The organism is Pseudomonas ficuserectae (assembly GCF_024584585.1).
Classification (GTDB): Bacteria; Pseudomonadota; Gammaproteobacteria; order Pseudomonadales; family Pseudomonadaceae; genus Aquipseudomonas; species Aquipseudomonas amygdali.
The window spans coordinates 5,928,210-5,952,502 of sequence record NZ_CP085684.1 but is presented as its reverse complement, the minus strand read 5'-3'; the positions used below and the strand labels follow the sequence as shown (position 1 = coordinate 5,952,502).

Below are 24,293 nucleotides of genomic sequence, written 5' to 3'. Positions count from 1 at the left end.
CTTCCGCTTGTGGCGGGATAAGTGAGTTGCTTGACTGGTGCCCATTTTCCTCGCACGCGTCCAGCTTCCATAGACACAGTTCACCTGTATTGTGAGGGTTCAGTTAACTGTGATTGGGCACTGTTTTGTTCATAAATGGGGCAACTGTACCGGTCAGCACCATATAAGTGCATTTTGTGGTCGATTATGGTGATTTTGGCGATTTGAGGCAGTTTTATGACCGGTACAGCAGTACAGTTTTTCAAGAAGCTATTGAGTGCGAGCAGGAAGTGAGTCGGGAAAGGTCTCGTTCACTTCCAACTGTCCTGTTCAGCCCGGCAGCATGCGCCCGGTTTCTTCCAGGTTGATGTGCCAACTCAGTGCTTCGCGCAGGATGTGCGGGGTATGGCCGCCCAGCACGCAAGCGGCTTTGAAATAGGCGTTCAGCGCGTCGCGGTAATCCGGGTGTACGCAGTTGTCGATGATGACCCGCGCACGTTCGCGAGGGGCCAGGCCGCGCAGATCTGCCAGGCCCTGCTCGGTGACCAGGATGTCGACGTCATGTTCGGTGTGGTCGACATGGCTGACCATCGGCACAACGCTGGAAATCGCGCCGGCCTTGGCAATCGACTTGGTGACGAATATCGCCAGGTGCGCATTGCGCGAGAAATCCCCCGAGCCGCCAATGCCATTCATCATGCGCGTCCCGCACACGTGGGTAGAATTCACGTTGCCGTACAGGTCGAATTCCAGCGCAGTGTTGATGCCGATGATGCCCAGGCGGCGGATAACCTCGGGGTGATTGGAGATCTCCTGGGGACGCAGTACCAGCCTGGACTTGTAGCGATTGAAATCGGCAAAGACTTCCGCGTGTTTGGTCGCCGACAACGTCATGGAACTGCCTGAAGCAAAGGTCAGTTTGCCCGCGTCGAACAGATCGAATGTCGAGTCCTGCAGCACTTCGGAGTACATCGTCAGGTCCGTGAAGGGAGACGCCAGCAGGCCGTGCATCACGGCGTTGGCGATATTGCCGATACCCGCCTGTAGTGGCATCAGCTTGTCGGTAAGCCGGTCTTCGCGCACTTCCTTCTTGAAAAACTCTACCAGATGATTGGCGATGGCCTGCGTGTCGGCGTCAGGTGGCGTGACGGTGGACGGTGAATCTGGCTGGTTGCTGATGACAATGCCGACGATCTTCGCCGGGTCGATCTTCACTGCATGACTACCGATGCGCGAGTCTGCTTCCAGCACCGGAATCGGCAGGCGTGTCGGCCGGTAGCTGGGTATATAGATGTCGTGCAGACCTTCCAGCTCCAGCGGCTGCGACAGGTTGATTTCCACGATCACCTGCTTGGCCAGAATCGCGAAGCTGGCCGAGTTGCCTACAGAGGTACTGAGCACCAGATGGCCTTCCTCGGTGATCGCAACGCATTCGATCACCGCCAGGTCCACCGCCTTGATCTGCCGATTGCGCAGCATCTCGACGGTATCGGACAAGTGCTGATCGATGAACATCACCGTGCCGTTGTTGATTGCCTTGCGCAGTGTGCTGTCGACCTGAAAGGGCATGCGCCGGGACAGCACGCCGGACTCGGTCATTTGCTTGTCCAGATCATTGCCCAGGCTGGCACCGGTCATCAGGCTGATTTTCAGCGGTGTCACTTTGGCGCGCTCGGCCAGCGCATGGGGCACGGCCTTGGCTTCGCCTGCACGGGTGAAGCCACTCATGCCGACGGTCATGCCGTCTTCAATCAAGGCGGCAGCGTCGGCTGCGCTCATAACCTTGCTCATCAGGGAGGGCAGGCGGATACGGTCACGGTACATGGATTCTGTCTCGTAGATAGAAGCGAGCGACAAGTCTAGAGCGTTGAACGAGGTTCGTCCTGCTACCAAGGTCGCATTTGAGGGCTCTAATTGGCGGCTTTCAGCGCAAAACACTGTTACGCAGAATGTAAAAAGCCCCGGTCGCCAAGCGAGCCGGGGCTTTAATGTGGCAGGGTCAGGCTAGGCGTTTTCGACGGCCTTCACCATGTCCTCGATCACCTTTTTGGCATCTCCGAATACCATCATGGTTTTATCCAGATAGAACAGTTCGTTATCCAGACCAGCGTAACCACTGGCCATCGAGCGTTTGTTGACGATGATGGTTTTGGCCTTGAATGCCTCCAGAATCGGCATTCCGGCAATGGGCGATTTCGGATCGTTCTTGGCGGCCGGGTTGACCACGTCGTTGGCGCCGAGCACCAGTACCACGTCGGCCTGACCGAACTCGGAGTTGATGTCGTCCATCTCGAACACCTGATCGTAAGGCACCTCGGCTTCGGCCAGCAGTACGTTCATGTGCCCCGGCATGCGCCCGGCCACCGGGTGAATGGCGTACTTCACGGTGACGCCGCGGTGCACCAGCTTCTCCGTCAGTTCCTTGAGTGCATGCTGCGCGCGCGCGACTGCCAGCCCGTAACCCGGCACGATGATCACGGTGTCGGCGTTGGTCAGCAGGAAGGTGGCATCGTCTGCCGAGCCGGATTTCACGGGGCGGGCTTCCTTGCTACCTGCCGGCCCTGCCGAATCCGTTGCGCCGCCGAAGCCACCGCCGATCACATTGAAGAACGAGCGGTTCATCGCCTTGCACATGATGTAAGACAGGATCGCGCCCGAAGAACCGACCAGCGAGCCCGCGATAATCAGCATCGAGTTGTTCAGCGAAAAGCCGATCCCGGTCGCTGCCCAGCCTGAATAGCTGTTGAGCATCGAGACCACCACCGGCATGTCTGCACCGCCAATCGGGATGATCAACAGCACACCGATCACGAACGCCAGCGCGAGCATGATCGCAAAGGCAGTAAGGCTACCGGTGAACATGAAGGTCAGACCAAAGAACAGTGTGGCCAGACCAAGCACCAGGTTGAGCTTGTGCTGTCCGGCAAACTGTACTGGTGCACCTTGAAACAGCCGGAATTTGTACTTGCCCGACAGCTTGCCAAAGGCGATTACCGAGCCGGAAAAGGTGATCGCGCCGATGGCCGCTCCGAGGAACAGCTCAAGACGATTGCCCGCGGGGATGGCATCGCCCAGATGACCAACGATGCCCAGTGACTGAGGCTCTACTACGGCAGCGATGGCGATGAATACCGCTGCCAGGCCGATCATGCTGTGCATGAACGCGACCAGCTCAGGCATTTTGGTCATTTCAACCCGCTTGGCCATGATCGAGCCAGCGGTCCCGCCCACCAGCAGGCCGACCACAATGTAGCCAATGCCCGCACTGGTACCTTCAGCGGTAGACAGCGCAGCCAGTTTGAACACCAGCCCGATTGTCGTGATGACCGCCAGACCCATACCGAGCATGCCGAACAGATTGCCGCGGCGTGAGGTGGTGGGGTGTGACAAGCCTTTGAGTGCCTGGATAAAGCAGATCGACGCGATCAGATACAGCAGGGTGACCAGATTCATGCTCATGACTTCGGCGCCTCATCCTTTGCCTTGGGGGCCTTTTTCCTGAACATCTCCAGCATCCGCCGAGTGACCAGAAAGCCACCAAACACATTCACCGCTGCCAGTGCGACAGCCAGCGTGCCCATGGTTTTGCCCAGCGGCGTCACTGTGAGTGCGGCGGCGAGCATGGCGCCAACGATGACGATGGCGGAGATGGCATTGGTGACCGCCATGAGTGGCGTGTGCAGCGCAGGCGTGACGTTCCAGACCACGTGGTAGCCGACATAGATTGCCAGTACGAAAATGATCAGGTTATAGACGCCGGGGGAAATCAGCTCTTCCATTGGTGTGTCCTCAGCCGTTCTTGCGTACGACTTGCCCGTCGCGGCACATCAGGCATGCGGCGACGATGTCGTCTTCGAGGTTGATCGAGAATGTGCCGTCCTTGTCGAACAGCAGCTTCATGAAGTCCAGCAGGTTGCGGGCATAGAGTGCAGAAGCATCGGCTGCGACCAGCGCTGGCAGGTTGGTGTGGCCGACGACGGTCACACCGTGCTCGACGACGACTTGATCTGCCACAGTCAGCGGACAATTGCCGCCTTGTGCAGCGGCCAGGTCGATTACTACCGAACCGGGCTTCATCTGCGCCACGGTTTCGGCGCTGAGCAGCACCGGTGCCTTGCGGCCGGGGATCAGGGCGGTAGTAATGACGATGTCCGCCAGCCTGGCCCGCTCGTGAACGGCTGCGGCCTGGCGTTGCATCCAGCTGGCAGGCATCGGGCGGGCGTAACCGCCAACGCCTTCGGCGCATTCGCGCTCTTCGTCGGTCTCGTAGGGCACATCAATGAACTTGGCACCCAGCGACTCGATCTGCTCCTTCACTGCCGGACGCACATCCGACGCCTCAACCACTGCACCCAGCCGTTTGGCGGTGGCAATGGCCTGCAGACCCGCAACGCCTGCGCCCAGGATCAGCACCCGTGCGGCTTTGACAGTGCCGGCAGCGGTCATCAGCATGGGCATGAAGCGCGGGTAGTGGTGGGCGGCAAGCAGCACGGCCTTATAGCCCGCGATATTGGCCTGCGAAGACAGCACATCAAGGCTCTGCGCGCGGGAAGTGCGCGGCGCGGCTTCCAGGGCGAACGCGGTGATGCCCTGTGCGGCCATCTTGCCGATGAGTTCATTGTTGAAGGGGTTGAGCATGCCGATGACCACCGAGCCGCTCTTGATCAGGCTCAGCTCATTGTCGTCGGGCGCTACAACCTTGAGGATCAACTCGCCCGCAAACGCTTCGTTCGCGCTCCCAATCACAGCGCCTGCAGCTTCGTAAGCGCTGTCTGGAACGCTGGCCTGAATGCCTGCGCCGCTCTGCACGGTAATCCTGTGCCCTTGGCTGATCAGCTTTTTGATGGTTTCCGGGGTAGCAGCTACCCGGGTTTCGCCCGCTTGCGTTTCGAGAGGAACACCAATGTGCACGACAAATCTCCTGCGCGATTTTTTATCGTTCGTGTGTAGGCCAGTGCACTACGGCTGGTCCATCTGGCATGGCCAGGCAGCACGCCCCTTTGCAGCAGGGGCGGGGCATTTTGCAGGCGAAGTTTGCGGGCTTCAATACATTCTGTAACGAAACTATAGGTGAACTACAAGTCACACTGTGACCTATTGTCGCAGTAATTGGACGCAGGCCATTACCTGTATGGGCTTTGGCGCTATTCCGCACAAAAAAGGTGATTAATATTTTTTTGCTCGAAAATCTCGCATTCAAGCCAAAATAGGACAAAAGAACCTGTAAATATTAGGGGGTAAGTCCTTTTTTTGCGGCGAGCGAGAAGTTGTTTTAACGCGACATAAGGTTATATCTGTAGGTGTTATCTTCCGTTGACTACCTGAAATGCTGCTCAGATCTGCTCTTGGGGCAGCTGGTAATTCCGGGCCTGAGCGACCAACCAGTCGCGAAATGCGCTGAGTGACGCCGACTCCACTTTCCGTTCGGGAATCATCAGGTGGTAGGCCTTGCTGCCGGGCAGTGAACAGACGTTGGCAATCACCAGGCGCTTTTCATGCAGTTCGCGCTGAATAAGGAAGGGCGGGATCAGTGCCACACCCATGTCGTGCATGGCTGCCTGCGCGAGCATCGAAAACAGCTCGTAGCGAGGGCCGGTCATATCGCGGGCCACATCCATGCCCTGCGTGTTGAACCATTGGCGCCACGCATAGGGGCGCGTGGTTTGTTGAAGCAATGGCAGCTCGGCGAGCTCGCTTGCTTGCAGATGGTCTCGCCCGTTCAGGGATGAGGGGCTGCAGACCGGCATGGAGTTTTCACCCATCAGCCGATGCGACTGGGTGCCGGACCAGTCGGCGTCGCCGAAATAGATAGCAGCATCGAAGTCGGTGTCAGCAAACAGAAAAGGGCGCGTGCGGTTGGTCAGGTGAACCGTGACATCAGGGTGCTTGTGCTGGAAGTCCTTAAGGCGTGGCAACAGCCATTGGGTGCCAAACGTCGGCACCACGGCGAGCTCGATGGCGTTGGCGCCTTGTTGGCCCATGACCGACAGGGTGTCGCGCTCGACTGCGTCCAGTTGCTGGGCCACGCGGCGGCTATAGGAAAGCCCTGCCTCCGTGAGCTTCACACCCCGTCGAGAGCGCCGGAACAGCTCAACGCCGAGAAACTCCTCAAGCCCGCCAATCTGTCGGCACACCGCGCCTTGTGTCAGGGACAGCTCGTGAGCGGCCTTGGTAAAGCTTTCGTGTCGGGCAGCTGCTTCGAAACTGACCAGTGCAGTGGTGCTGGGTATTTTGCGTCTCATATCCTTTCTTCTCACTGGTCTTTTTGTTATGCGGGCCTGAAGCGGCTCTTGGAGTGAGAAATTAGCACAAGAGGTTGATAAAACCTCGTTTGTCGCCCGGGGATACCAGGACTAGGATCGTTACAGGATTTTTCAGCTGAACGTGAGGAACAGGCATGAGCGGTAAAGCAAGTTTTAACTGGATCGACCCATTGCTGCTGGATCAACAGCTCACTGAAGAAGAGCGCATGGTTCGCGACACTGCCGAGCAGTTCGCCCAGAGCAAGCTGGCCCCGCGCGTGCTTGAAGCCTTCCGTCACGAGAAAACCGACCCGGCCATCTTTCGCGAGATGGGCGAAGTGGGGTTGCTGGGTGCAACGATTCCGGAAGCGTTTGGCGGCAGTGGCCTGAATTACGTCTGTTATGGGTTGATCGCCCGTGAAGTCGAGCGTATCGATTCAGGCTATCGATCAATGATGAGTGTGCAGTCCTCGCTGGTCATGGTGCCAATCAATGAATTCGGTACGCAGGCCCAGAAAGAGAAATACCTGCCCAAGCTGGCCTCGGGCGAATGGATTGGCTGCTTCGGCCTGACCGAGCCCAACCATGGTTCAGACCCAGAGGCGATGATCACTCGTGCCCGGAGTGTCGAGGGTGGTTATCGCTTGAGCGGCAGCAAGATGTGGATTACCAACAGTCCGATCGCGGATGTGTTTGTGGTGTGGGCCAAGGACGATGCCGGCGATATCCGCGGTTTCGTTCTCGAAAAAGGCTGGGCAGGTCTGAGCGCCCCGGCTATTCATGGCAAGGTCGGTCTGCGTGCGTCGATCACTGGCGAGATCGTCATGGATAACGTGTTCGTGCCTGAAGAAAACATCTTCCCGGACGTGCGCGGTCTGAAAGGTCCGTTCACCTGTCTCAATTCTGCGCGCTACGGTATTTCCTGGGGCGCGCTGGGTGCGGCGGAGTTCTGCTGGCACACCGCGCGGCAATACACCCTCGACCGTCAACAGTTTGGGCGTCCGCTGGCGGCCAATCAGTTGATCCAGAAAAAGCTGGCGGACATGCAGACTGAAATCACTCTGGCGCTGCAAGGCTGCCTGCGTTTGGGGCGCATGAAAGACGAAGGTACGGCTGCCGTAGAGATTACCTCGATCATGAAGCGCAATTCCTGCGGCAAGTCGCTGGATATCGCGCGCATGGCTCGCGACATGCTGGGCGGTAACGGTATCTCGGACGAGTTCGGCATCGCCAGGCATCTGGTCAATCTGGAAGTAGTGAATACCTATGAAGGTACGCACGATGTGCACGCGTTGATTTTGGGGCGTGCGCAGACCGGCATTCAGGCCTTCTATTAAGGTGGGCTGGTCATGGGGGCGCTTTCACATATCCGGGTGCTCGACTTGTCCAGGGTCCTGGCCGGGCCTTGGGCCGGGCAGATCCTTGCTGACCTAGGGGCTGACGTCATCAAGGTCGAGCGACCAGGATGTGGCGATGACACTCGTTCGTGGGGTCCGCCATTTCTTCAGGACGCGGCCGGGCAGAACACCACCGAGGCGGCTTACTACCTGTCGGCCAATCGTAACAAGCAGTCAATCACCATCGACTTCACGCGACCGGAAGGGCAGAGGCTGGTACGGGAGCTGGCGGCGAAGTCGGATATTGTCATCGAGAACTTCAAGGTTGGCGGGTTGGCGTCTTATGGTCTGGATTACGAATCGCTCAAGGCTGTTAATCCACGTCTGATCTATTGCTCCATTACCGGTTTCGGTCAGAGCGGGCCGTATGCGACGCGTCCGGGTTACGATTTCATGATCCAGGCACTTGGCGGCCTGATGAGCCTAACCGGTCTGCCGGACGGTGAGGAGGGCGCGGGCCCGGCGAAGGTTGGCGTTGCGCTGACCGACATCCTGACAGGTCTGTATTCGACAACGGCCATTCTCGCCGCCCTTGCTCATCGCGATCAAAGCGATACAGGGCAATACATTGATATGGCGCTGCTCGATGTGCAGGTGGCGTGTCTGGCTAATCAGGCCATGAACTACCTGACCACGGGCGTTGCGCCCAGGCGCTTGGGAAATGCTCATCCCAATATAGTGCCGTATCAGGCTTTTCCTACTGCCGATGGCGACCTGATCCTGACTGTGGGGAATGACAGCCAGTTCAGAAGGTTTGCCGAAGTGGCGGGGCAGCCACAGTGGGCTGATGATTCGCGCTTTCTGACCAACAAACTGCGCGTGGCTCATCGTACCGAACTGATTCCATTGATTCGTCAGGCTACGGTGTTCAAGACCACTGCTCAGTGGGTTGACGAGCTTGAGGCGGCTGGCGTGCCGTGCGGCCCGGTCAATGACCTTGCTCAAGTGTTTGCGGATCCGCAGGTTATGGCGCGGGGGCTTGCTATAGAGATGCCGCACGCGTTGGGCGGGCGCGTTCCGCAGGTCGCCAGCCCTATCAGGCTATCGGAAACGCCAGTCGAATATCGAAGGGCGCCTCCTTTGTTGGGCGAGCACACGGCGCAAGTGCTTCAAGAGCTATTAGGGCTTGAGGGTGAAGAGGTTGCAGCGCTGCGCAAGTCAGGAGTCGTGTAGCTATATAGAAGAAAGCATTTGCGAAGGGCTTTTCTATATAGCTACAGGGCCTTAATGGCTAATTTCGATGTTTTTGAAATTAACGGTTGACGCCCTCTGTGATCTGTCTATAATTCGCCCCACTTCCGGCGCAGATGGAAACAAAAAAGCCTTGTAGATCAATAGTTTACAAGGGTTTAGAGTGAGGAGTCAGCGAGGAAGGAGGTCGAGTCTGCAGTGATCGACAGCGGTGAGAAAAAAGAGTTTGACACGCGGTTGTAACGCTGTAGAATTCGCCTCCCGCTGATGAGCAACTGAAGAGTTGATCGAAGCGCAAGTGGTTGAAGTTGCAAAGGAAACTTTGAAAACTTCTTAAAATAACCGCTTGACAGATACAGGAGGCGCTGTAGAATGCGCGCCTCGGTTGAGACGAAAGCTCTTAACCATCCGCTCTTTAACAACTGAATCAAGCAATTCGTGTGGGTGCTTGTGGTGTCAGACTGAAGTCAACAGATTATCAGCAACCCAAGTTACTCCGCGAGAAATCAAAGATGTAACCAACGATTGCTGAGCCAAGTTTAGGGTTTTCTCAAAACCCAGTTAGATGTTTGAACTGAAGAGTTTGATCATGGCTCAGATTGAACGCTGGCGGCAGGCCTAACACATGCAAGTCGAGCGGCAGCACGGGTACTTGTACCTGGTGGCGAGCGGCGGACGGGTGAGTAATGCCTAGGAATCTGCCTGGTAGTGGGGGATAACGCTCGGAAACGGACGCTAATACCGCATACGTCCTACGGGAGAAAGCAGGGGACCTTCGGGCCTTGCGCTATCAGATGAGCCTAGGTCGGATTAGCTAGTTGGTGAGGTAATGGCTCACCAAGGCGACGATCCGTAACTGGTCTGAGAGGATGATCAGTCACACTGGAACTGAGACACGGTCCAGACTCCTACGGGAGGCAGCAGTGGGGAATATTGGACAATGGGCGAAAGCCTGATCCAGCCATGCCGCGTGTGTGAAGAAGGTCTTCGGATTGTAAAGCACTTTAAGTTGGGAGGAAGGGCAGTTACCTAATACGTGATTGTTTTGACGTTACCGACAGAATAAGCACCGGCTAACTCTGTGCCAGCAGCCGCGGTAATACAGAGGGTGCAAGCGTTAATCGGAATTACTGGGCGTAAAGCGCGCGTAGGTGGTTTGTTAAGTTGAATGTGAAATCCCCGGGCTCAACCTGGGAACTGCATCCAAAACTGGCAAGCTAGAGTATGGTAGAGGGTGGTGGAATTTCCTGTGTAGCGGTGAAATGCGTAGATATAGGAAGGAACACCAGTGGCGAAGGCGACCACCTGGACTGATACTGACACTGAGGTGCGAAAGCGTGGGGAGCAAACAGGATTAGATACCCTGGTAGTCCACGCCGTAAACGATGTCAACTAGCCGTTGGGAGCCTTGAGCTCTTAGTGGCGCAGCTAACGCATTAAGTTGACCGCCTGGGGAGTACGGCCGCAAGGTTAAAACTCAAATGAATTGACGGGGGCCCGCACAAGCGGTGGAGCATGTGGTTTAATTCGAAGCAACGCGAAGAACCTTACCAGGCCTTGACATCCAATGAACTTTCCAGAGATGGATTGGTGCCTTCGGGAGCATTGAGACAGGTGCTGCATGGCTGTCGTCAGCTCGTGTCGTGAGATGTTGGGTTAAGTCCCGTAACGAGCGCAACCCTTGTCCTTAGTTACCAGCACGTTATGGTGGGCACTCTAAGGAGACTGCCGGTGACAAACCGGAGGAAGGTGGGGATGACGTCAAGTCATCATGGCCCTTACGGCCTGGGCTACACACGTGCTACAATGGTCGGTACAGAGGGTTGCCAAGCCGCGAGGTGGAGCTAATCTCACAAAACCGATCGTAGTCCGGATCGCAGTCTGCAACTCGACTGCGTGAAGTCGGAATCGCTAGTAATCGCGAATCAGAATGTCGCGGTGAATACGTTCCCGGGCCTTGTACACACCGCCCGTCACACCATGGGAGTGGGTTGCACCAGAAGTAGCTAGTCTAACCTTCGGGAGGACGGTTACCACGGTGTGATTCATGACTGGGGTGAAGTCGTAACAAGGTAGCCGTAGGGGAACCTGCGGCTGGATCACCTCCTTAATCGACGACTCAGCTGCGCCATAAGCACCCACACGAATTGCTTGATTCATTGAAGAAGACGATTAGAAGCAGCTTTAAGCTCCAAGCTGATAGCTCAACGCTAGCGGCTACAAGCTCGAAATTGGGTCTGTAGCTCAGTTGGTTAGAGCGCACCCCTGATAAGGGTGAGGTCGGCAGTTCGAATCTGCCCAGACCCACCAATTTTGTGTGGGAAACGGCTGTAGAAATACGGGGCCATAGCTCAGCTGGGAGAGCGCCTGCCTTGCACGCAGGAGGTCAGCGGTTCGATCCCGCTTGGCTCCACCACTTACTGCTTCTGTTTGAAAGCCTAGAAATGAGCATTCCATTGATCCTGATGATCAATGAGTGAATGTTGATTTCTAGTCTTTGATTAGATCGTTCTTTAAAAATTTGGGTATGTGATAGAAAGAAATAGACCGGGCACCTCTTTCACTGGTGCGTGTCCGGGCTAAGGTAAAGTTTGTGAATGCAAACTTTCGGCGAATGTCGTCTTCACAGTATAACCAGATTGCTTGGGGTTATATGGTCAAGTGAAGAAGCGCATACGGTGGATGCCTTGGCAGTCAGAGGCGATGAAAGACGTGGTAGCCTGCGAAAAGCTTCGGGGAGTCGGCAAACAGACTGTGATCCGGAGATGTCTGAATGGGGGAACCCAGCCATCATAAGGTGGTTATCTTGTACTGAATACATAGGTGCAAGAAGCGAACCAGGGGAACTGAAACATCTAAGTACCCTGAGGAAAAGAAATCAACCGAGATTCCCTTAGTAGTGGCGAGCGAACGGGGACCAGCCCTTAAGTTGTATTGAGATTAGCGGAACGTTCTGGAAAGGACGGCCATAGTGGGTGATAGCCCTGTACGCGAAAATCCCTTTGCAATGAAATCGAGTAGGACGGGGCACGAGAAACCTTGTCTGAATATGGGGGGACCATCCTCCAAGGCTAAATACTACTGACTGACCGATAGTGAACCAGTACCGTGAGGGAAAGGCGAAAAGAACCGCGGAGAGCGGAGTGAAATAGATCCTGAAACCGTATGCGTACAAGCAGTGGGAGCCCACTTTGTTGGGTGACTGCGTACCTTTTGTATAATGGGTCAGCGACTTATTTTCAGTGGCGAGCTTAACCGAATAGGGGAGGCGTAGCGAAAGCGAGTCTTAATAGGGCGTCTAGTCGCTGGGAATAGACCCGAAACCGGGCGATCTATCCATGGGCAGGTTGAAGGTTGGGTAACACTAACTGGAGGACCGAACCGACTACCGTTGAAAAGTTAGCGGATGACCTGTGGATCGGAGTGAAAGGCTAATCAAGCTCGGAGATAGCTGGTTCTCCTCGAAAGCTATTTAGGTAGCGCCTCATGTATCACTGTAGGGGGTAGAGCACTGTTTCGGCTAGGGGGTCATCCCGACTTACCAAACCGATGCAAACTCCGAATACCTACAAGTGCCGAGCATGGGAGACACACGGCGGGTGCTAACGTCCGTCGTGAAAAGGGAAACAACCCAGACCGTCAGCTAAGGTCCCAAAGTCATGGTTAAGTGGGAAACGATGTGGGAAGGCTTAGACAGCTAGGAGGTTGGCTTAGAAGCAGCCACCCTTTAAAGAAAGCGTAATAGCTCACTAGTCGAGTCGGCCTGCGCGGAAGATGTAACGGGGCTCAAACCATGCACCGAAGCTACGGGTATCATCTTATGATGATGCGGTAGAGGAGCGTTCTGTAAGCCTGTGAAGGTGAGTTGAGAAGCTTGCTGGAGGTATCAGAAGTGCGAATGCTGACATGAGTAACGACAATGGGTGTGAAAAACACCCACGCCGAAAGACCAAGGTTTCCTGCGCAACGTTAATCGACGCAGGGTTAGTCGGTCCCTAAGGCGAGGCTGAAAAGCGTAGTCGATGGAAAACAGGTTAATATTCCTGTACTTCTGGTTATTGCGATGGAGGGACGGAGAAGGCTAGGCCAGCCTGGCGTTGGTTGTCCAGGTTTAAGGTGGTAGGCTGAGATCTTAGGTAAATCCGGGATCTCAAGGCCGAGAGCTGATGACGAGTGTTCTTTAGAACGCGAAGTGGTTGATGCCATGCTTCCAAGAAAAGCTTCTAAGCTTCAGGTAACCAGGAACCGTACCCCAAACCGACACAGGTGGTTGGGTAGAGAATACCAAGGCGCTTGAGAGAACTCGGGTGAAGGAACTAGGCAAAATGGCACCGTAACTTCGGGAGAAGGTGCGCCGGTGAGGGTGAAGCATTTACTGCGTAAGCCCACGCCGGTCGAAGATACCAGGCCGCTGCGACTGTTTATTAAAAACACAGCACTCTGCAAACACGAAAGTGGACGTATAGGGTGTGACGCCTGCCCGGTGCCGGAAGGTTAATTGATGGGGTTAGCGCAAGCGAAGCTCTTGATCGAAGCCCCGGTAAACGGCGGCCGTAACTATAACGGTCCTAAGGTAGCGAAATTCCTTGTCGGGTAAGTTCCGACCTGCACGAATGGCGTAACGATGGCGGCGCTGTCTCCACCCGAGACTCAGTGAAATTGAAATCGCTGTGAAGATGCAGTGTATCCGCGGCTAGACGGAAAGACCCCGTGAACCTTTACTATAGCTTTGCACTGGACTTTGAATTTGCTTGTGTAGGATAGGTGGGAGGCTTTGAAGCGTGGACGCCAGTCTGCGTGGAGCCAACCTTGAAATACCACCCTGGCAACTTTGAGGTTCTAACTCAGGTCCGTTATCCGGATCGAGGACAGTGTATGGTGGGTAGTTTGACTGGGGCGGTCTCCTCCTAAAGAGTAACGGAGGAGTACGAAGGTGCGCTCAGACCGGTCGGAAATCGGTCGTAGAGTATAAAGGCAAAAGCGCGCTTGACTGCGAGACAGACACGTCGAGCAGGTACGAAAGTAGGTCTTAGTGATCCGGTGGTTCTGTATGGAAGGGCCATCGCTCAACGGATAAAAGGTACTCCGGGGATAACAGGCTGATACCGCCCAAGAGTTCATATCGACGGCGGTGTTTGGCACCTCGATGTCGGCTCATCACATCCTGGGGCTGAAGCCGGTCCCAAGGGTATGGCTGTTCGCCATTTAAAGTGGTACGCGAGCTGGGTTTAGAACGTCGTGAGACAGTTCGGTCCCTATCTGCCGTGGACGTTTGAGATTTGAGAGGGGCTGCTCCTAGTACGAGAGGACCGGAGTGGACGAACCTCTGGTGTTCCGGTTGTCACGCCAGTGGCATTGCCGGGTAGCTATGTTCGGAAAAGATAACCGCTGAAAGCATCTAAGCGGGAAACTTGCCTCAAGATGAGATCTCACTGGAACCTTGAGTTCCCTAAAGGGCCGTCGAAGACTACGACGTTGATAGGTTGGGTGTGTAAGCGCTGTGAGGCGTTGAGCTAACCAATACTAATTGCCCGTGAGGCTTGACCATATAACACCCAAGCAATTTGAATGGACTTCCTGACAGGAGCATCAGATTGCGGTGACTGTGAAGATGACACGAACCGAAAGTTTGCGTCACAAACGCACCGAGCTATCACATACCCGATTTGCTGAAGCGCGCCGCATGGCACGACTCGGTACCCGAATTTCTTGACGACCATAGAACATTGGAACCACCTGATCCCATCCCGAACTCAGCAGTGAAACGATGTATCGCCGATGGTAGTGTGGGGTTTCCCCATGTGAGAGTAGGTCATCGTCAAGATTAAATTCCAGAAACCCTCATCGCTTACGCGTTGAGAGTTTTTGTTTAAGTAGAAGCATCAAAATTCGCTGAGACGTTACCTGTTAACGGATCGGCAACAGAATTTCTTGACGACCATAGAGCATTGGAACCACCTGATCCCATCCCGAACTCAGCAGTGAAACGATGTATCGCCGATGGTAGTGTGGGGTTTCCCCATGTGAGAGTAGGTCATCGTCAAGATTGAATTCCGAAACCCCTCATTGCGTTTGCGATGAGGGGTTTTGTCGTTATGGAGCCCCAAAAAAGCCCGCGCAGGCTTTCGTGCTGAGCGGGCTGGATAGTGCATGAATCAGCCAAAAAGGCTGCTTACGTTACTCATCGCACCGTCAGCAAACCCCTGAAGAAACGCTTCAAATGCATCCCCTTCAGGGCCTCCCTGAACAGGGTCGGCAACGATCGTCCAACGAGCGACACACGCATCGTCCCCGGTAGCTTCAACAGTCATTGCCGCCCATAGGTTACTCACCGGTAAACTGGTGTGGATCAGTGACCAGGTCATGTACAGCGCCTGATCATCCCGGGAGTTCAGTTGTTCGATGGCCACGTTGCCGTCCTTGAACAGTTTCCTTCGAACCGAGCCCTTACCTTCCCCTGTGACCTCAATGCTGTCCAGCGAGGGTATGAAGGCTTGGAAACCACCAAAATTCCCGACCACAGCCCATACGCTGGCTGCATTACCGGGGACTTCCACGGCTGAAGCCACTCGGCACGACACCGGGTTGCGGATAAGGGTGTCGGGCTTCAGATTACTGTGAAGTGTGCTCATGTGTTTCTCCATTTACGTCAGTGGGGTATCAATTCAGATGAAGCCGATTTCTTTCAGGTAATCGCAGCCCTTGCGCAGCAGCTCAGGGGTTTTCTGCGGGTAATGCCCGCCCATACGGTGAATACCGCTGAGGGTGTTGCGGTACTCGATCATCGAGATGTCGCCGATGTCTTCTTCAAACCCGTCGAGATAGAAACCCAGCACACCAAACAAAGCGTTCTGGCTGTCGACACGGCTGAGTTGGGCCTGCCATTGCTCGACGCTGACCAACTCGAACTGACGGCCTGCCCCGCGGAAGGCTTCCACATAGTTACTCCAGCTCAAGGGCTCGGGGTTATGCAGGTTGAACACAGCGTGTTCCGGTTGATAGCGACTGGCATGGAAGCCGATGAAGCGTGCCAGGAAGTCCACCGGCATAAGGTCGAAGTTGATAGCGAACGCCGGAACCTGACCCAGTTGCAGCGAGCCTTTGAGCATTAGCATCAGGCGGTTTTTTTGCGGCTGGCATACGCCGGTGACGCTGTTGAACGCTATGTTGCCGGGCCGATAGATGTTCACCCAGGCACCTTGCTCGCGCGCGCGCTGCAGAACACGCTCAGCTACCCATTTGGACAGGTTGTAACCGTTCTTGATGTAGATCGGCGGGGTAGCGGCAGCGGGCTGTTCAAGCACGTTGCCGGCTGCATCGACTGCACTGCAGGCGGAAAGGGTCGAGACGAAGTTGAAGATCTTTTTGCTGCGCCCCTCACACAGCTTCAGGCATTCAAAGACCGGCGCAACATTGTCTTTGACGAGGGTTTCATAGTCCTGCACATGGTTCACATTGGCAGCGTTATGCACCAGCGCACCGAACTCGCTATCCAGTCGTTCATATACCGCTTCACTGAGACCCAGCCTGGGCCTTGTCACGTCAGCGGCGTAGACCTTCACGCGACTCAGGTCCAGATAATCCAGACGGTTTTCCCGCAGTGAATGCTCGAAACGCTGTTGTGCGCTTTGCCCCGCAGCTTCACGAACCAGGCAGGCGATCTCTGTCGCCCCCCAGTTCAACAGCGCTTCAACGATATGCACACCGAGAAAACCGTTGGCACCGGTGACAATTACCTTGTGAACATCACCCAACTGGCTGATGGGCAAAGTCGTCATCGGGGTATTCGCATCGGCATCCAACAGTGCCTGCGCACTGATGGTGTAAGCCGAAGCACCATCGCTGTCGATCAGGCTGGCCAGTGTCAGGACGGTAGGTGCTTCTATAAAACGGTTGATTGGAATGCTGCGCCCAAACCGCTCACGAACCCCCAGCAACAGACGTGACAGCAGAATCGAATGACCGCCCAGATTGAAAAAGCTTTCGTCCGTAGAGATATCTTCTGACGGCAGTTCCAGCAGTTCGGCCCATAACGCCAGCAGCGCTTGCTCCTGCTCGGTCTGCGGCAGACGACCAGTGCGTTGCCCGCTGAAGCTCAGCGGTATTTCCAGAAGTGCTTTGCGATCGACTTTGCCGTTGCTGGCAAACGGCAGACTGGGCAGCGTCGTGTACACAGCAGGGTGCATGTAGTCAGGCAGCAGACGTTGCACATGCGCTCTCAACGCTTGTTCGTCATGCTCCAGATACGGTTGAGCGAGAAACGCCAGAATGCGTCGCTGCTCGTCGATCACCACCGCCACTTGTCGATACAGCCCGCTGTCGCGCAAACAATGCTCGATCTCTTCCGGCTCGACCCGAAAGCCGCGAATCTTCACCTGATTATCACGGCGTCCACTCAGCACGATGCCTTCAGCCGTCCACTTGGCGATATCGCCAGTGCGATAGGCCCGCAGTTGCTGCCCGTCCGGCCTGGTCAGCCACACATAGCGCTCGGCGGTAAGCTGGGGATTGTTTACGTAGCCCAGGCAAACACCAGGACCGACGATATACAGCTCACCCTGCGTTTGCTCCGCTACGGGCTGCAATTGCTCGTCGAGAATCCATGCCTGGCTGTTGGCAATCGGTCGTCCCAGATGCCGATTGCTGCTGGACGGCGCGAACTCACAGGCCGTGATTAACACGGTGGCTTCGGTGGGGCCATACAGGTTGTGGAAATGACACTGCCTGGTGAGCTGTGCAATCACATGCGGCTCACAGACATCACCCCCGGTCATGACATGCTCCAGTCCCAGAGGCTGATCCAGCGGCAGAATGCTCAACAGTGCCGGTGGCAGAAACGCGTGAGTGATGCCTTGTTGCAGCACGCTGACCAGTTGCAATAGATCGCGCCGCTGATCTTCATCAGGCACCACCAGTTCGGCACCATTGAGCCAGGTGGGAAAAATGTCGATGATCGACGAATCAAAGCTTAACGTAGAAAACTGCAGCACCCGGCTCTGCTCGCGCAGGCTCACATACTCGGCGTACCAGGCAGTGAAATGGCTGAGGTTGCGCTGGCTGAGTAATACGCCTTTTGGCTGCCCGGTGGTGCCTGACGTGTACAGCGCCATGCAAGGCGCGTCCTGCGCAGCATGAACGCGCATGCGGGCTGAAACGGCATTCCCCATAGGCACCGCAGCAATATCCAGTGCCGGAAACTCCGCGGCGGCCAGTGGGTGCGTGCCATCGTGAAGCAACAGCATTGCTCCCGAGTTTTCCAGAATGTACTGCTGACGCTGCAAAGGCTGGCCAGGATCAAGCGGCAGATAAACCGCACCGCAGCCCAGAATCGCCAGAATGCCCGCATACAGCTCGGGTGACTTGGGCAGGCAGATGCCGATCACCGGAGGCGTGTCGGCTTTCGCAGACGCCAGCAAAGGCAGCAACAGGCGCTGAATGGCGATGCTGTGCGCGTGCAGTTCTCGATAGCTGAGCGTCTGATTGCGAACGGACAGTGCCGGACGTTCGGCAAACATCAGCAGCGCCTGTTCCAACCGCTCGGTGATCGAGGTTTCAGCCCGCTTCAGCAGGTGGGATTGTTCTGTCTGATTCAGACGATGCTCGAAGAGCAAATGATCAATCGCCTGCAAACCATCCTGCCGGTCACTCTGAGCGGGTGTTGCAGTAGGCAGACTGTTGAAATAATCATCGTCCCTGGACAGTCGGCTGACCTGCAATGCCACCATCCTCACCATGCCTGCTACAGCCACATCACGCAGTACCCGGCCGTTGCCTGACTCCTCGGCCGGCAGCCGCTCGTGAGCGATCAGGCGTCGCGCGTTGGCCGGTCCGTGCCAGCAGAGCAGCTCCAGGCGAGGCAGACCGTGCGCCAGCGCCGCGCTGAAGCCGACCCGCAGGCCCAGATGAGTGCCGTGGCCTCGTACCCCGCGAAGGTCCAGACTGCCGTCCTCGATCAGGACGCAACCGTCAGGCATCGTCAACGCATACAGCGCCTGCTGGTCAGACAGGTGCCGCACGCCATGGCCGTGGTCTAGCAGCTCGGCATTCAGATCGCTCAGGGTCAGGCTGTGGCCTATGAGCACAATCTCCAGGCGCTTCATTGCAGCGTCCCCTGAACCGGCAGATAGTCCGCCAGCGCACGCTGCACACAGGGATCGTCCAGCATCGAGCTGCTCTTGAAGAAGCGCATGATATTGGCGACCAGCGGGTGGTGGCGGTTGACTGGGAAACTCACGGCCCTGGTTTCATCCTTGAGCGCCTGCTTGATGGTGTCCGGCACCTGCAAGTGCTCGATCAGGGTGAAATCGAAGCCGTTCTGTATGTCATTGGTCAAATACTGAGCGATAAACACCGGCAGGATGCGCGCGATGGATTCCCGATCCTGCTCATCTGCGGTGTGCCAGTAGATTCGTACTAGCCGCGCCCAGAATCCCGAATGGCGTCCCTCGTCCAGCAGATGGTCAGCCATCAGTCCCTTGATCGATTGCTTGACCGAGTCGTCCTTGGCGAAGGCCGCTACATCATTGGTCACGGTGTTTTCCGCGATAGCCACGCAGATCAGCTCAACTGCACTGCGCAGATGCTCCGGGGCCAGAGCCAGCGCGGCGGGTATGGCCCGGCTGAGTTCGATTTCGTCAGGCAGCTGGATAGGCTCGATGCCCGTCAGCGCGATGGTCTGTTGCATGAAGTCCATCGCCACCAGCGCGTGATAGTCCTCGTCGACCACCACTGTCATCGCGTCGTAGCGGCAGGCAAACGGGAAGCGAATCGTGAAGTTGTCCTTGGCAATACTGCGTGCGGTCTTGTCGACGATCTCGGTTTCAAAGATCACCACATCGTTGATGAATTTATAGAGGCTCTGCACCAGTGCGTAATCGCGTAAATGCGCGCACTCGCGGGTGAACGTGTCACTGAGCACCAGCGGCTGACGGCTGAGGGGGTAGATCAGTTTTTCATCGTTCTCGACCATTCTGCGTGGACGGGTACGGATGGTGGCGCGGCCTTCCCACGCATCGATGAACGACGTGTAGTCTTCTGCTTTCATGATGTCTTCCTTGTAAAGGCTTCAGGGGTTGCGAGCGGCTCTTACGCACTGGCCTGCATCAATGGCGCGCGCATGCTCATGCGCAGCGTGTCCCATAGCCGGACCCTGCTTTCCACCGCTGCGATAGCCGCCTGATACACCTCTCGTTCACGCTGCGCGTCGCCAGCAATCAGGCGGGCCAGCAACTGCTCCGCTGCCGGGCCGTGGTCCTCGGAGTCCACTTCGATGTGGCGCTCCAGGTAGTAACGAAAGGTGGGTGCCTGTTCGACGGTGATGCCCCAGTCGTCGAGGATGCTCTGGAACATCTGCGGGATGACGCTTTCGCGCCCGTGCAGAAATGCCGCAGCAACGCTGTGTGCCGGCGCATGAAGGGCAGTGTCGAGGGTGTGCGTCACGAATGCCGATGCGGCCTGACCTGCGTTGACCCGTTGCAGGGCCGTTGTGTAATGCAGGCCCTGCTGCTGCAGTTCAATGAAACGCTCGATCTGTAACGTGCTCGCGCCAATCTCGCGCATGGCGTCCAGGTACAGCTCGAAATGGCTGTAATGACCTGCATCCAATCGGTCATCGGACTCTTCTCCCAGCACGATCTCGTTGATCAGGCGGGCGGCGCAGGCATCGGTCGGTGGCAGCCACGGCAATTGCGTGCAGGTCAGTTCCTGTTGCAGACGTTTGGTCAGAGACATGAAATCCCAGACGGCGAATACATGGGTTTCCATAAAGCGCCGCAATACGCCCAGCGTCGTGATTTCGGCAAAGATCGGGTGACGGCTAAGTTCAACTTTCTTTTGGTCGAGCAGCGTTTTCTCACAATGCATGGTGATGTCCCTGTGGTCATGGTAGCGGTAGTTGGCAGTGCAGTTATTCGAAGTTTTAACGTGTTGCCCGTGCCGGATGAATAGGATGAAAGACCTGAATGCAAGGCGAACAAAGGCCTGAAGGCAGAGGCAATAATTTGCCGCAACTGCACGTCGGTTATGTCCATTAAAACGCTTGCACAAGTTCAATCAGCCGGGCTGCAGCCCTTATGATTTGCGGCTTTTAGTCCGGGTGCCGTCAATTACGCTGACGGCGAAGAAAACTTAAAACAAATTTAATGCAGTGCGCAATTCTTTTTTAATAATATTTAAGTTGTTGCTTTTACGGTGCGTAAGTTGCCATATAAAACACGTGGAATATGTTTTATAGGGACGCAGGCAACCCTTCCGACTGATTGAGTCAGAATTATCAATAATGAGTGAATGCCTCACTCAGCGTTGCCGTTATGCTGAATAATCAGGTGGTTGGGTTTTTAATGGGCGATGCTGGAAATGACTTCCAATGTCGTTTGCCCCGTTTAACAACTCCTTGTCCATTGGGTTCAAATGAACACAGAACTGCTCCGGTCCCGCGTGGACAGTTCAGCCGTAGCCAAGGAACCTCCTCAGGCTGGTTTCCTCTGCGCTACGGTCGAGTTTGCCTGATTCCTGTGTCGGGCCACCCGGCAGATCAGGAAAATAGCTATAAAAACGCCAGGCCAGGCGTCAGGCCTGACCGGTGTTGAAGATAGGTTGGGAAAGCACGGGGGAAGTGCGAGCGGCTAATCCGCAGGCGTCATGTCATCGCCTTGTGGATAAGCCGTCTCAATGATTCAGGCGGGGGTTTTCTTTGCTGTACGGGCTGGCTTGGCGTTGATGGCCTTATTGCTGTTCAGGTACTGGGTGACGGCCTGCACACCCCGGTTGAGGTGATACTGCAGCGCTTCGACACACGGCTCGACCGCTTTCTGTTCGGCGAGCCGCAGCAGCTGCCAATGGTCATCCTGAGAAAGCTTGCCCAGCCCCATGGCGGAAAGATTGAAACGCAAGAAGCGCTCTTCTTCGTTCAGGCCTTCTTCAACCAGACGCATCAGGCGCTTGTTGTGAGTCTTGGCATACAACGACAAGTGGAACATCCGGTTGAGCCTGCCGATCTGGCCAAAGTCCGTCTCGACTTCAAGCTGCTCGATATAGCCTGCAGCCGCTGCCAGATCGTCCGCGTCCAGCAACGGGATGGACAAGCGCAACGCCTCGGACTCCAGAAGGATCCGCAAGGCATAAGCGTCCACTGCGTCTTCGGTAATCAACGGTGCGACTACTGCGCCCTTGTGCGTTTCGACCCGCAACAGCGACTGCGCCTCGAGCTGGCGCAGTGCTTCGCGCACAGGCATGCGGCTGACGCCAAACAGTGTGGCCAGCTCCTGTTGGCGCAGAGCCGTGCCACTGGGAAGACTGCCATCGATAATGGCATTTCGCAGCTTTTCTTCAATCACGGTTCTGGCAAGGTGCGCCGGAGGCTGCTCGTTGCCCAGTACGGAGCTTAGAAAGGCTTCTCTATCTGATTTGCGCATCGGACTACTTCTTCATCAACCTTGGCTGGATAAAGTCCAACTAATCGCTGGATTGCCGACAGACTAGCCAAGACTTGCCAGTAAGTCGCGAAAATAGAAGCATCATCATGTTTTGCTGCAAGCGCCGGGTTGCGGTTCAGCCCTGCGAGCCTCAATGAGTACGCGTCTATCTTAGCGCTCATTCGCTCTGTGTACCGAACGGGCATTCTTAGATAACAGGAATTTCACGTTATGCTTTCATGACATAACGCTCTGAAACGGGCGTTTCAGAGCGCACTAGAATGGCGTTCGCGGCATAAGGCCGCAGGCGGTACTGCCTCAGCGAGTCAGGCGGCCAGACACAAAGTGCTGAACGTCATTGAAACCAGGCGTCGACGCATGCCCAGGTGTTACCAGCGAATCGATAAATGCCTCGTCCTCGGCGGTAATATCAACCGTTAGTGCCTTGGTGTAACCGTCCCACTGCTGTTCGGTCCTTGGGCCAACGATTGCCGATGTCACGGCCCGGTTGTTGAGCACCCAGGCAATGGCGAACTCGACAATACCTACACCCTTGTCCTGCACGTACTCTTGAATTCGCTGCGCAATACGCAGCGATTCCACGCGCCATTCGGTTTCCAGCAGCCGCTTGTCCTGACGTCCGGCCCGGCTTTCACTGTCGGGGGCGATGTCCGGGGCGTATTTACCGCTGAGCACCCCGCGTGCGAGCGGGCTGAAGGGCACCACACCCAAACCGTGATACGCCGCTGCCGTGATCTGCTCGACTTCGGCCTGACGGTTGACGATGTTGTACAACGGCTGGCTGATGACCGGCTTGTCTACGCCCAGGCGCTGCGCGACGTTGACGATTTCAGCGATTCGCCAGCCGCGAAAGTTCGACACACCCCAGTAGCGGATCTTGCCCTGACGGAGCAGATCACCAATGGCCGAGACGGTCACTTCAAGTGGTGTGTCCTGGTCTTCCTTGTGCAGGTAATAGATATCCACATAGTCGGTGTCCAGACGTCGCAGGCTGTTCTCGATGGCATTGAAGAGGTGCTTGCGATTCAGACCGGCGCGATTGGGTAGGCCGTCGGCTGGCCCGATGGCGACTTTGGTGGCCAGTACCCAGTCGCTGCGCTGGGCGGCGATGGCCCGGCCAACGATTTCTTCCGAGCGCCCACCGTTGTAGACATCCGCCGTGTCGATAAAATTGATGCCCTGATCCCTGGCCTTGTCGATGATGCGCAGGGACTCTTCGGCACCGGTCTGCTCGCCGAACATCATCGAGCCGAGTGTCAGGGTGGAAACCTTGAGGCCGGACTGGCCGAGGGTTCGATAATTCATGCTCAACATCTCCATGTCATTCAGACGAGTTCAGGCAGCCCCCACGCCTTGAGCGGGAAGTCGGCCAGCGAGGCAAGCAGCAGGTCTGCATGCTCGTATTGCTCGACCGGCATATGCGAGTCCGGTACGGCAACAGCGTACATGCCCGCAGCCTTGGCGGCCGTCACGCCGAACGGCGAGTCTTCGAAGACCAGGCAATCACTCGGCGAGACGCCAAGGCGGCGGGCGGCGACCAGGAAGATGTCCGGGGCCGGTTTGGCAGCGCCGACTTCCGGGTCGTCTGCGGTCACGACGGTATCGAACAGCTCGAACCACGCGCGGTGCAGCGTTGTTTTGGCTTCGAAGTAATGCACCGACGAGCTGGTGCCCACGGCGATGGGAATATTGTGGGCTGCCAGATGCCTGACCAGCGCCTCGGCTCCGGGCATTGCCGGCGCTTTGGGAAAACGCTCTTCGAGCATCGGTTCACGGGTTTCGAGAAACTCGTCGATCGACATCGGCAATTCAAGCGCCTTGATCACGTAATCCGAGAAATCCCGGGCACCGCGGCCGATGGTGTGCTGTTTGATGGACCAGTCGAAAGTGCGCCCGTGGCGGCTGGCGATCAAGTGGGTGACTTCGGTATAAACCCCCTCGGTGTCCAGCAACAGGCCATCCATGTCGAAAATGACGGCCTTGATCGGGCCTCGTTCGGTGTGTTGCTCGCTCATGTGATCACATCCCGTTCTCAAATTCGTTTCAGCCTA

At 56.2% G+C, this 24,293-nt stretch carries 14 protein-coding genes, 2 tRNA genes and 4 rRNA genes; 8 read left to right on the top strand and 12 right to left on the bottom strand.

What is annotated here, in order from left to right; all coding sequences use genetic code 11:
* Positions 1-309 precede the first annotated feature (309 nt).
* The 5 genes from scpC to LJU29_RS26710 form a co-directional block, all read right to left on the bottom strand.
* On the bottom strand, positions 310-1,803 hold the full coding sequence (gene scpC, locus LJU29_RS26730; protein ID WP_057423962.1) for a succinyl-CoA:acetate CoA-transferase ScpC: 1,494 nt from the start codon (positions 1,801-1,803) through the stop codon (positions 310-312).
* Positions 1,804-1,983: 180 nt separating this feature from the next.
* A complete protein-coding gene (locus tag LJU29_RS26725; RefSeq protein ID WP_057423961.1) occupies positions 1,984-3,438 on the bottom strand; it encodes an NAD(P)(+) transhydrogenase (Re/Si-specific) subunit beta in 1,455 nt (484 codons plus the stop codon).
* Positions 3,435-3,758 carry an NAD(P) transhydrogenase subunit alpha part 2 gene (locus LJU29_RS26720; RefSeq protein WP_002555867.1) on the bottom strand — a complete coding sequence of 108 codons (324 nt, stop codon included), beginning with the start codon at positions 3,756-3,758 and terminating at the stop codon, positions 3,435-3,437. The genes LJU29_RS26725 and LJU29_RS26720 overlap by 4 nt, the downstream gene beginning before the upstream one ends.
* 10 nt (positions 3,759-3,768) lie before the next feature.
* Positions 3,769-4,890 (bottom strand): Re/Si-specific NAD(P)(+) transhydrogenase subunit alpha, encoded by a 1,122-nt coding sequence (locus LJU29_RS26715; protein WP_005757047.1) that lies wholly within the window; start codon positions 4,888-4,890, stop codon positions 3,769-3,771.
* A gap of 422 nt (positions 4,891-5,312) precedes the next feature.
* A complete protein-coding gene (locus LJU29_RS26710; protein ID WP_054995684.1) occupies positions 5,313-6,221 on the bottom strand; it encodes a LysR family transcriptional regulator in 909 nt (302 codons plus the stop codon).
* 155 nt (positions 6,222-6,376) lie between these two features.
* Between LJU29_RS26710 and LJU29_RS26705 the strand changes: the two genes are divergently transcribed.
* From LJU29_RS26705 to rrf (LJU29_RS26670), 8 genes are all read left to right on the top strand, one after another.
* Entirely contained in the window at positions 6,377-7,558 is a 1,182-nt protein-coding gene (locus LJU29_RS26705) for an acyl-CoA dehydrogenase (protein WP_257111433.1), read from the top strand.
* Positions 7,559-7,570: 12 nt separating this feature from the next.
* Positions 7,571-8,791 (top strand): CaiB/BaiF CoA transferase family protein, encoded by a 1,221-nt coding sequence (locus LJU29_RS26700; protein WP_057423959.1) that lies wholly within the window; start codon positions 7,571-7,573, stop codon positions 8,789-8,791.
* Positions 8,792-9,380: 589 nt separating this feature from the next.
* A 16S ribosomal RNA gene (locus LJU29_RS26695) occupies positions 9,381-10,919 on the top strand.
* 123 nt (positions 10,920-11,042) lie between these two features.
* Positions 11,043-11,119: transfer RNA gene (locus tag LJU29_RS26690), tRNA-Ile, on the top strand.
* A 30-nt stretch (positions 11,120-11,149) separates the two neighbouring features.
* Positions 11,150-11,225: transfer RNA gene (locus LJU29_RS26685), tRNA-Ala, on the top strand.
* 239 nt (positions 11,226-11,464) lie between these two features.
* Positions 11,465-14,357, top strand: a 23S ribosomal RNA gene (locus tag LJU29_RS26680).
* Positions 14,358-14,517: 160 nt separating this feature from the next.
* Positions 14,518-14,633: ribosomal RNA gene (gene rrf, locus LJU29_RS26675) — 5S ribosomal RNA — on the top strand.
* 106 nt (positions 14,634-14,739) lie between these two features.
* Positions 14,740-14,855: ribosomal RNA gene (gene rrf / locus LJU29_RS26670) — 5S ribosomal RNA — on the top strand.
* The 16S, 23S and 5S rRNA genes sit together here with 2 tRNA genes alongside, the layout of an rRNA operon.
* Before the next feature lie 109 nt (positions 14,856-14,964).
* Here rrf (LJU29_RS26670) and LJU29_RS26665 read toward each other — a convergent pair.
* The 7 genes from LJU29_RS26665 to LJU29_RS26635 all read right to left on the bottom strand — a co-directional run bounded on the left by LJU29_RS26665 (position 14,965) and on the right by LJU29_RS26635 (position 24,257).
* On the bottom strand, positions 14,965-15,441 hold the full coding sequence (locus LJU29_RS26665; protein WP_005759476.1) for an SRPBCC family protein: 477 nt from the start codon (positions 15,439-15,441) through the stop codon (positions 14,965-14,967).
* Between the two features lie 33 nt (positions 15,442-15,474).
* Positions 15,475-18,909, bottom strand: a complete 3,435-nt coding sequence (locus tag LJU29_RS26660) for a non-ribosomal peptide synthetase (RefSeq protein ID WP_257111432.1) — start codon at positions 18,907-18,909, stop codon at positions 15,475-15,477.
* A complete protein-coding gene (locus LJU29_RS26655) occupies positions 18,906-19,853 on the bottom strand; it encodes a diiron oxygenase (RefSeq protein WP_257111431.1) in 948 nt (315 codons plus the stop codon). The genes LJU29_RS26660 and LJU29_RS26655 overlap by 4 nt, the downstream gene beginning before the upstream one ends.
* Positions 19,854-19,894: 41 nt before the next feature.
* Positions 19,895-20,671, bottom strand: coding sequence for a DUF3050 domain-containing protein (locus tag LJU29_RS26650; RefSeq protein WP_005759481.1), 777 nt, complete (start codon positions 20,669-20,671; stop codon positions 19,895-19,897).
* A gap of 812 nt (positions 20,672-21,483) precedes the next feature.
* Positions 21,484-22,221, bottom strand: a complete 738-nt coding sequence (locus LJU29_RS26645) for a GntR family transcriptional regulator (protein WP_010195575.1) — start codon at positions 22,219-22,221, stop codon at positions 21,484-21,486.
* 318 nt (positions 22,222-22,539) lie between these two features.
* Positions 22,540-23,547: an aldo/keto reductase gene (locus LJU29_RS26640; protein ID WP_054077449.1), complete on the bottom strand. Its 1,008-nt coding sequence runs from the start codon at positions 23,545-23,547 to the stop codon at positions 22,540-22,542.
* 20 nt (positions 23,548-23,567) lie between these two features.
* Entirely contained in the window at positions 23,568-24,257 is a 690-nt protein-coding gene (locus LJU29_RS26635; RefSeq protein ID WP_005746950.1) for an HAD-IA family hydrolase, read from the bottom strand.
* Between the last annotated feature and the right edge of the window lie 36 nt (positions 24,258-24,293).

Excerpts from the sequence above, each read along its gene's own strand:
- scpC (WP_057423962.1), bottom strand. The coding sequence starts at position 1,803 with ATGTACCGTGACCGTATCCGCCTGCCCTCCCTGATGAGCAAGGTTATG.
- LJU29_RS26725 (WP_057423961.1), bottom strand. The coding sequence starts at position 3,438 with ATGAGCATGAATCTGGTCACCCTGCTGTATCTGATCGCGTCGATCTGC.
- LJU29_RS26720 (WP_002555867.1), bottom strand. The coding sequence starts at position 3,758 with ATGGAAGAGCTGATTTCCCCCGGCGTCTATAACCTGATCATTTTCGTA.
- LJU29_RS26710 (WP_054995684.1), bottom strand. The coding sequence starts at position 6,221 with ATGAGACGCAAAATACCCAGCACCACTGCACTGGTCAGTTTCGAAGCA.
- LJU29_RS26705 (WP_257111433.1), top strand. The coding sequence starts at position 6,377 with ATGAGCGGTAAAGCAAGTTTTAACTGGATCGACCCATTGCTGCTGGAT.
- LJU29_RS26700 (WP_057423959.1), top strand. The coding sequence starts at position 7,571 with ATGGGGGCGCTTTCACATATCCGGGTGCTCGACTTGTCCAGGGTCCTG.
- LJU29_RS26665 (WP_005759476.1), bottom strand. The coding sequence starts at position 15,441 with ATGAGCACACTTCACAGTAATCTGAAGCCCGACACCCTTATCCGCAAC.
- LJU29_RS26660 (WP_257111432.1), bottom strand. The coding sequence starts at position 18,909 with ATGAAGCGCCTGGAGATTGTGCTCATAGGCCACAGCCTGACCCTGAGC.
- LJU29_RS26655 (WP_257111431.1), bottom strand. The coding sequence starts at position 19,853 with ATGAAAGCAGAAGACTACACGTCGTTCATCGATGCGTGGGAAGGCCGC.
- LJU29_RS26650 (WP_005759481.1), bottom strand. The coding sequence starts at position 20,671 with ATGCATTGTGAGAAAACGCTGCTCGACCAAAAGAAAGTTGAACTTAGC.
- LJU29_RS26645 (WP_010195575.1), bottom strand. The coding sequence starts at position 22,221 with ATGCGCAAATCAGATAGAGAAGCCTTTCTAAGCTCCGTACTGGGCAAC.
- LJU29_RS26640 (WP_054077449.1), bottom strand. The coding sequence starts at position 23,547 with ATGAATTATCGAACCCTCGGCCAGTCCGGCCTCAAGGTTTCCACCCTG.
- LJU29_RS26635 (WP_005746950.1), bottom strand. The coding sequence starts at position 24,257 with ATGAGCGAGCAACACACCGAACGAGGCCCGATCAAGGCCGTCATTTTC.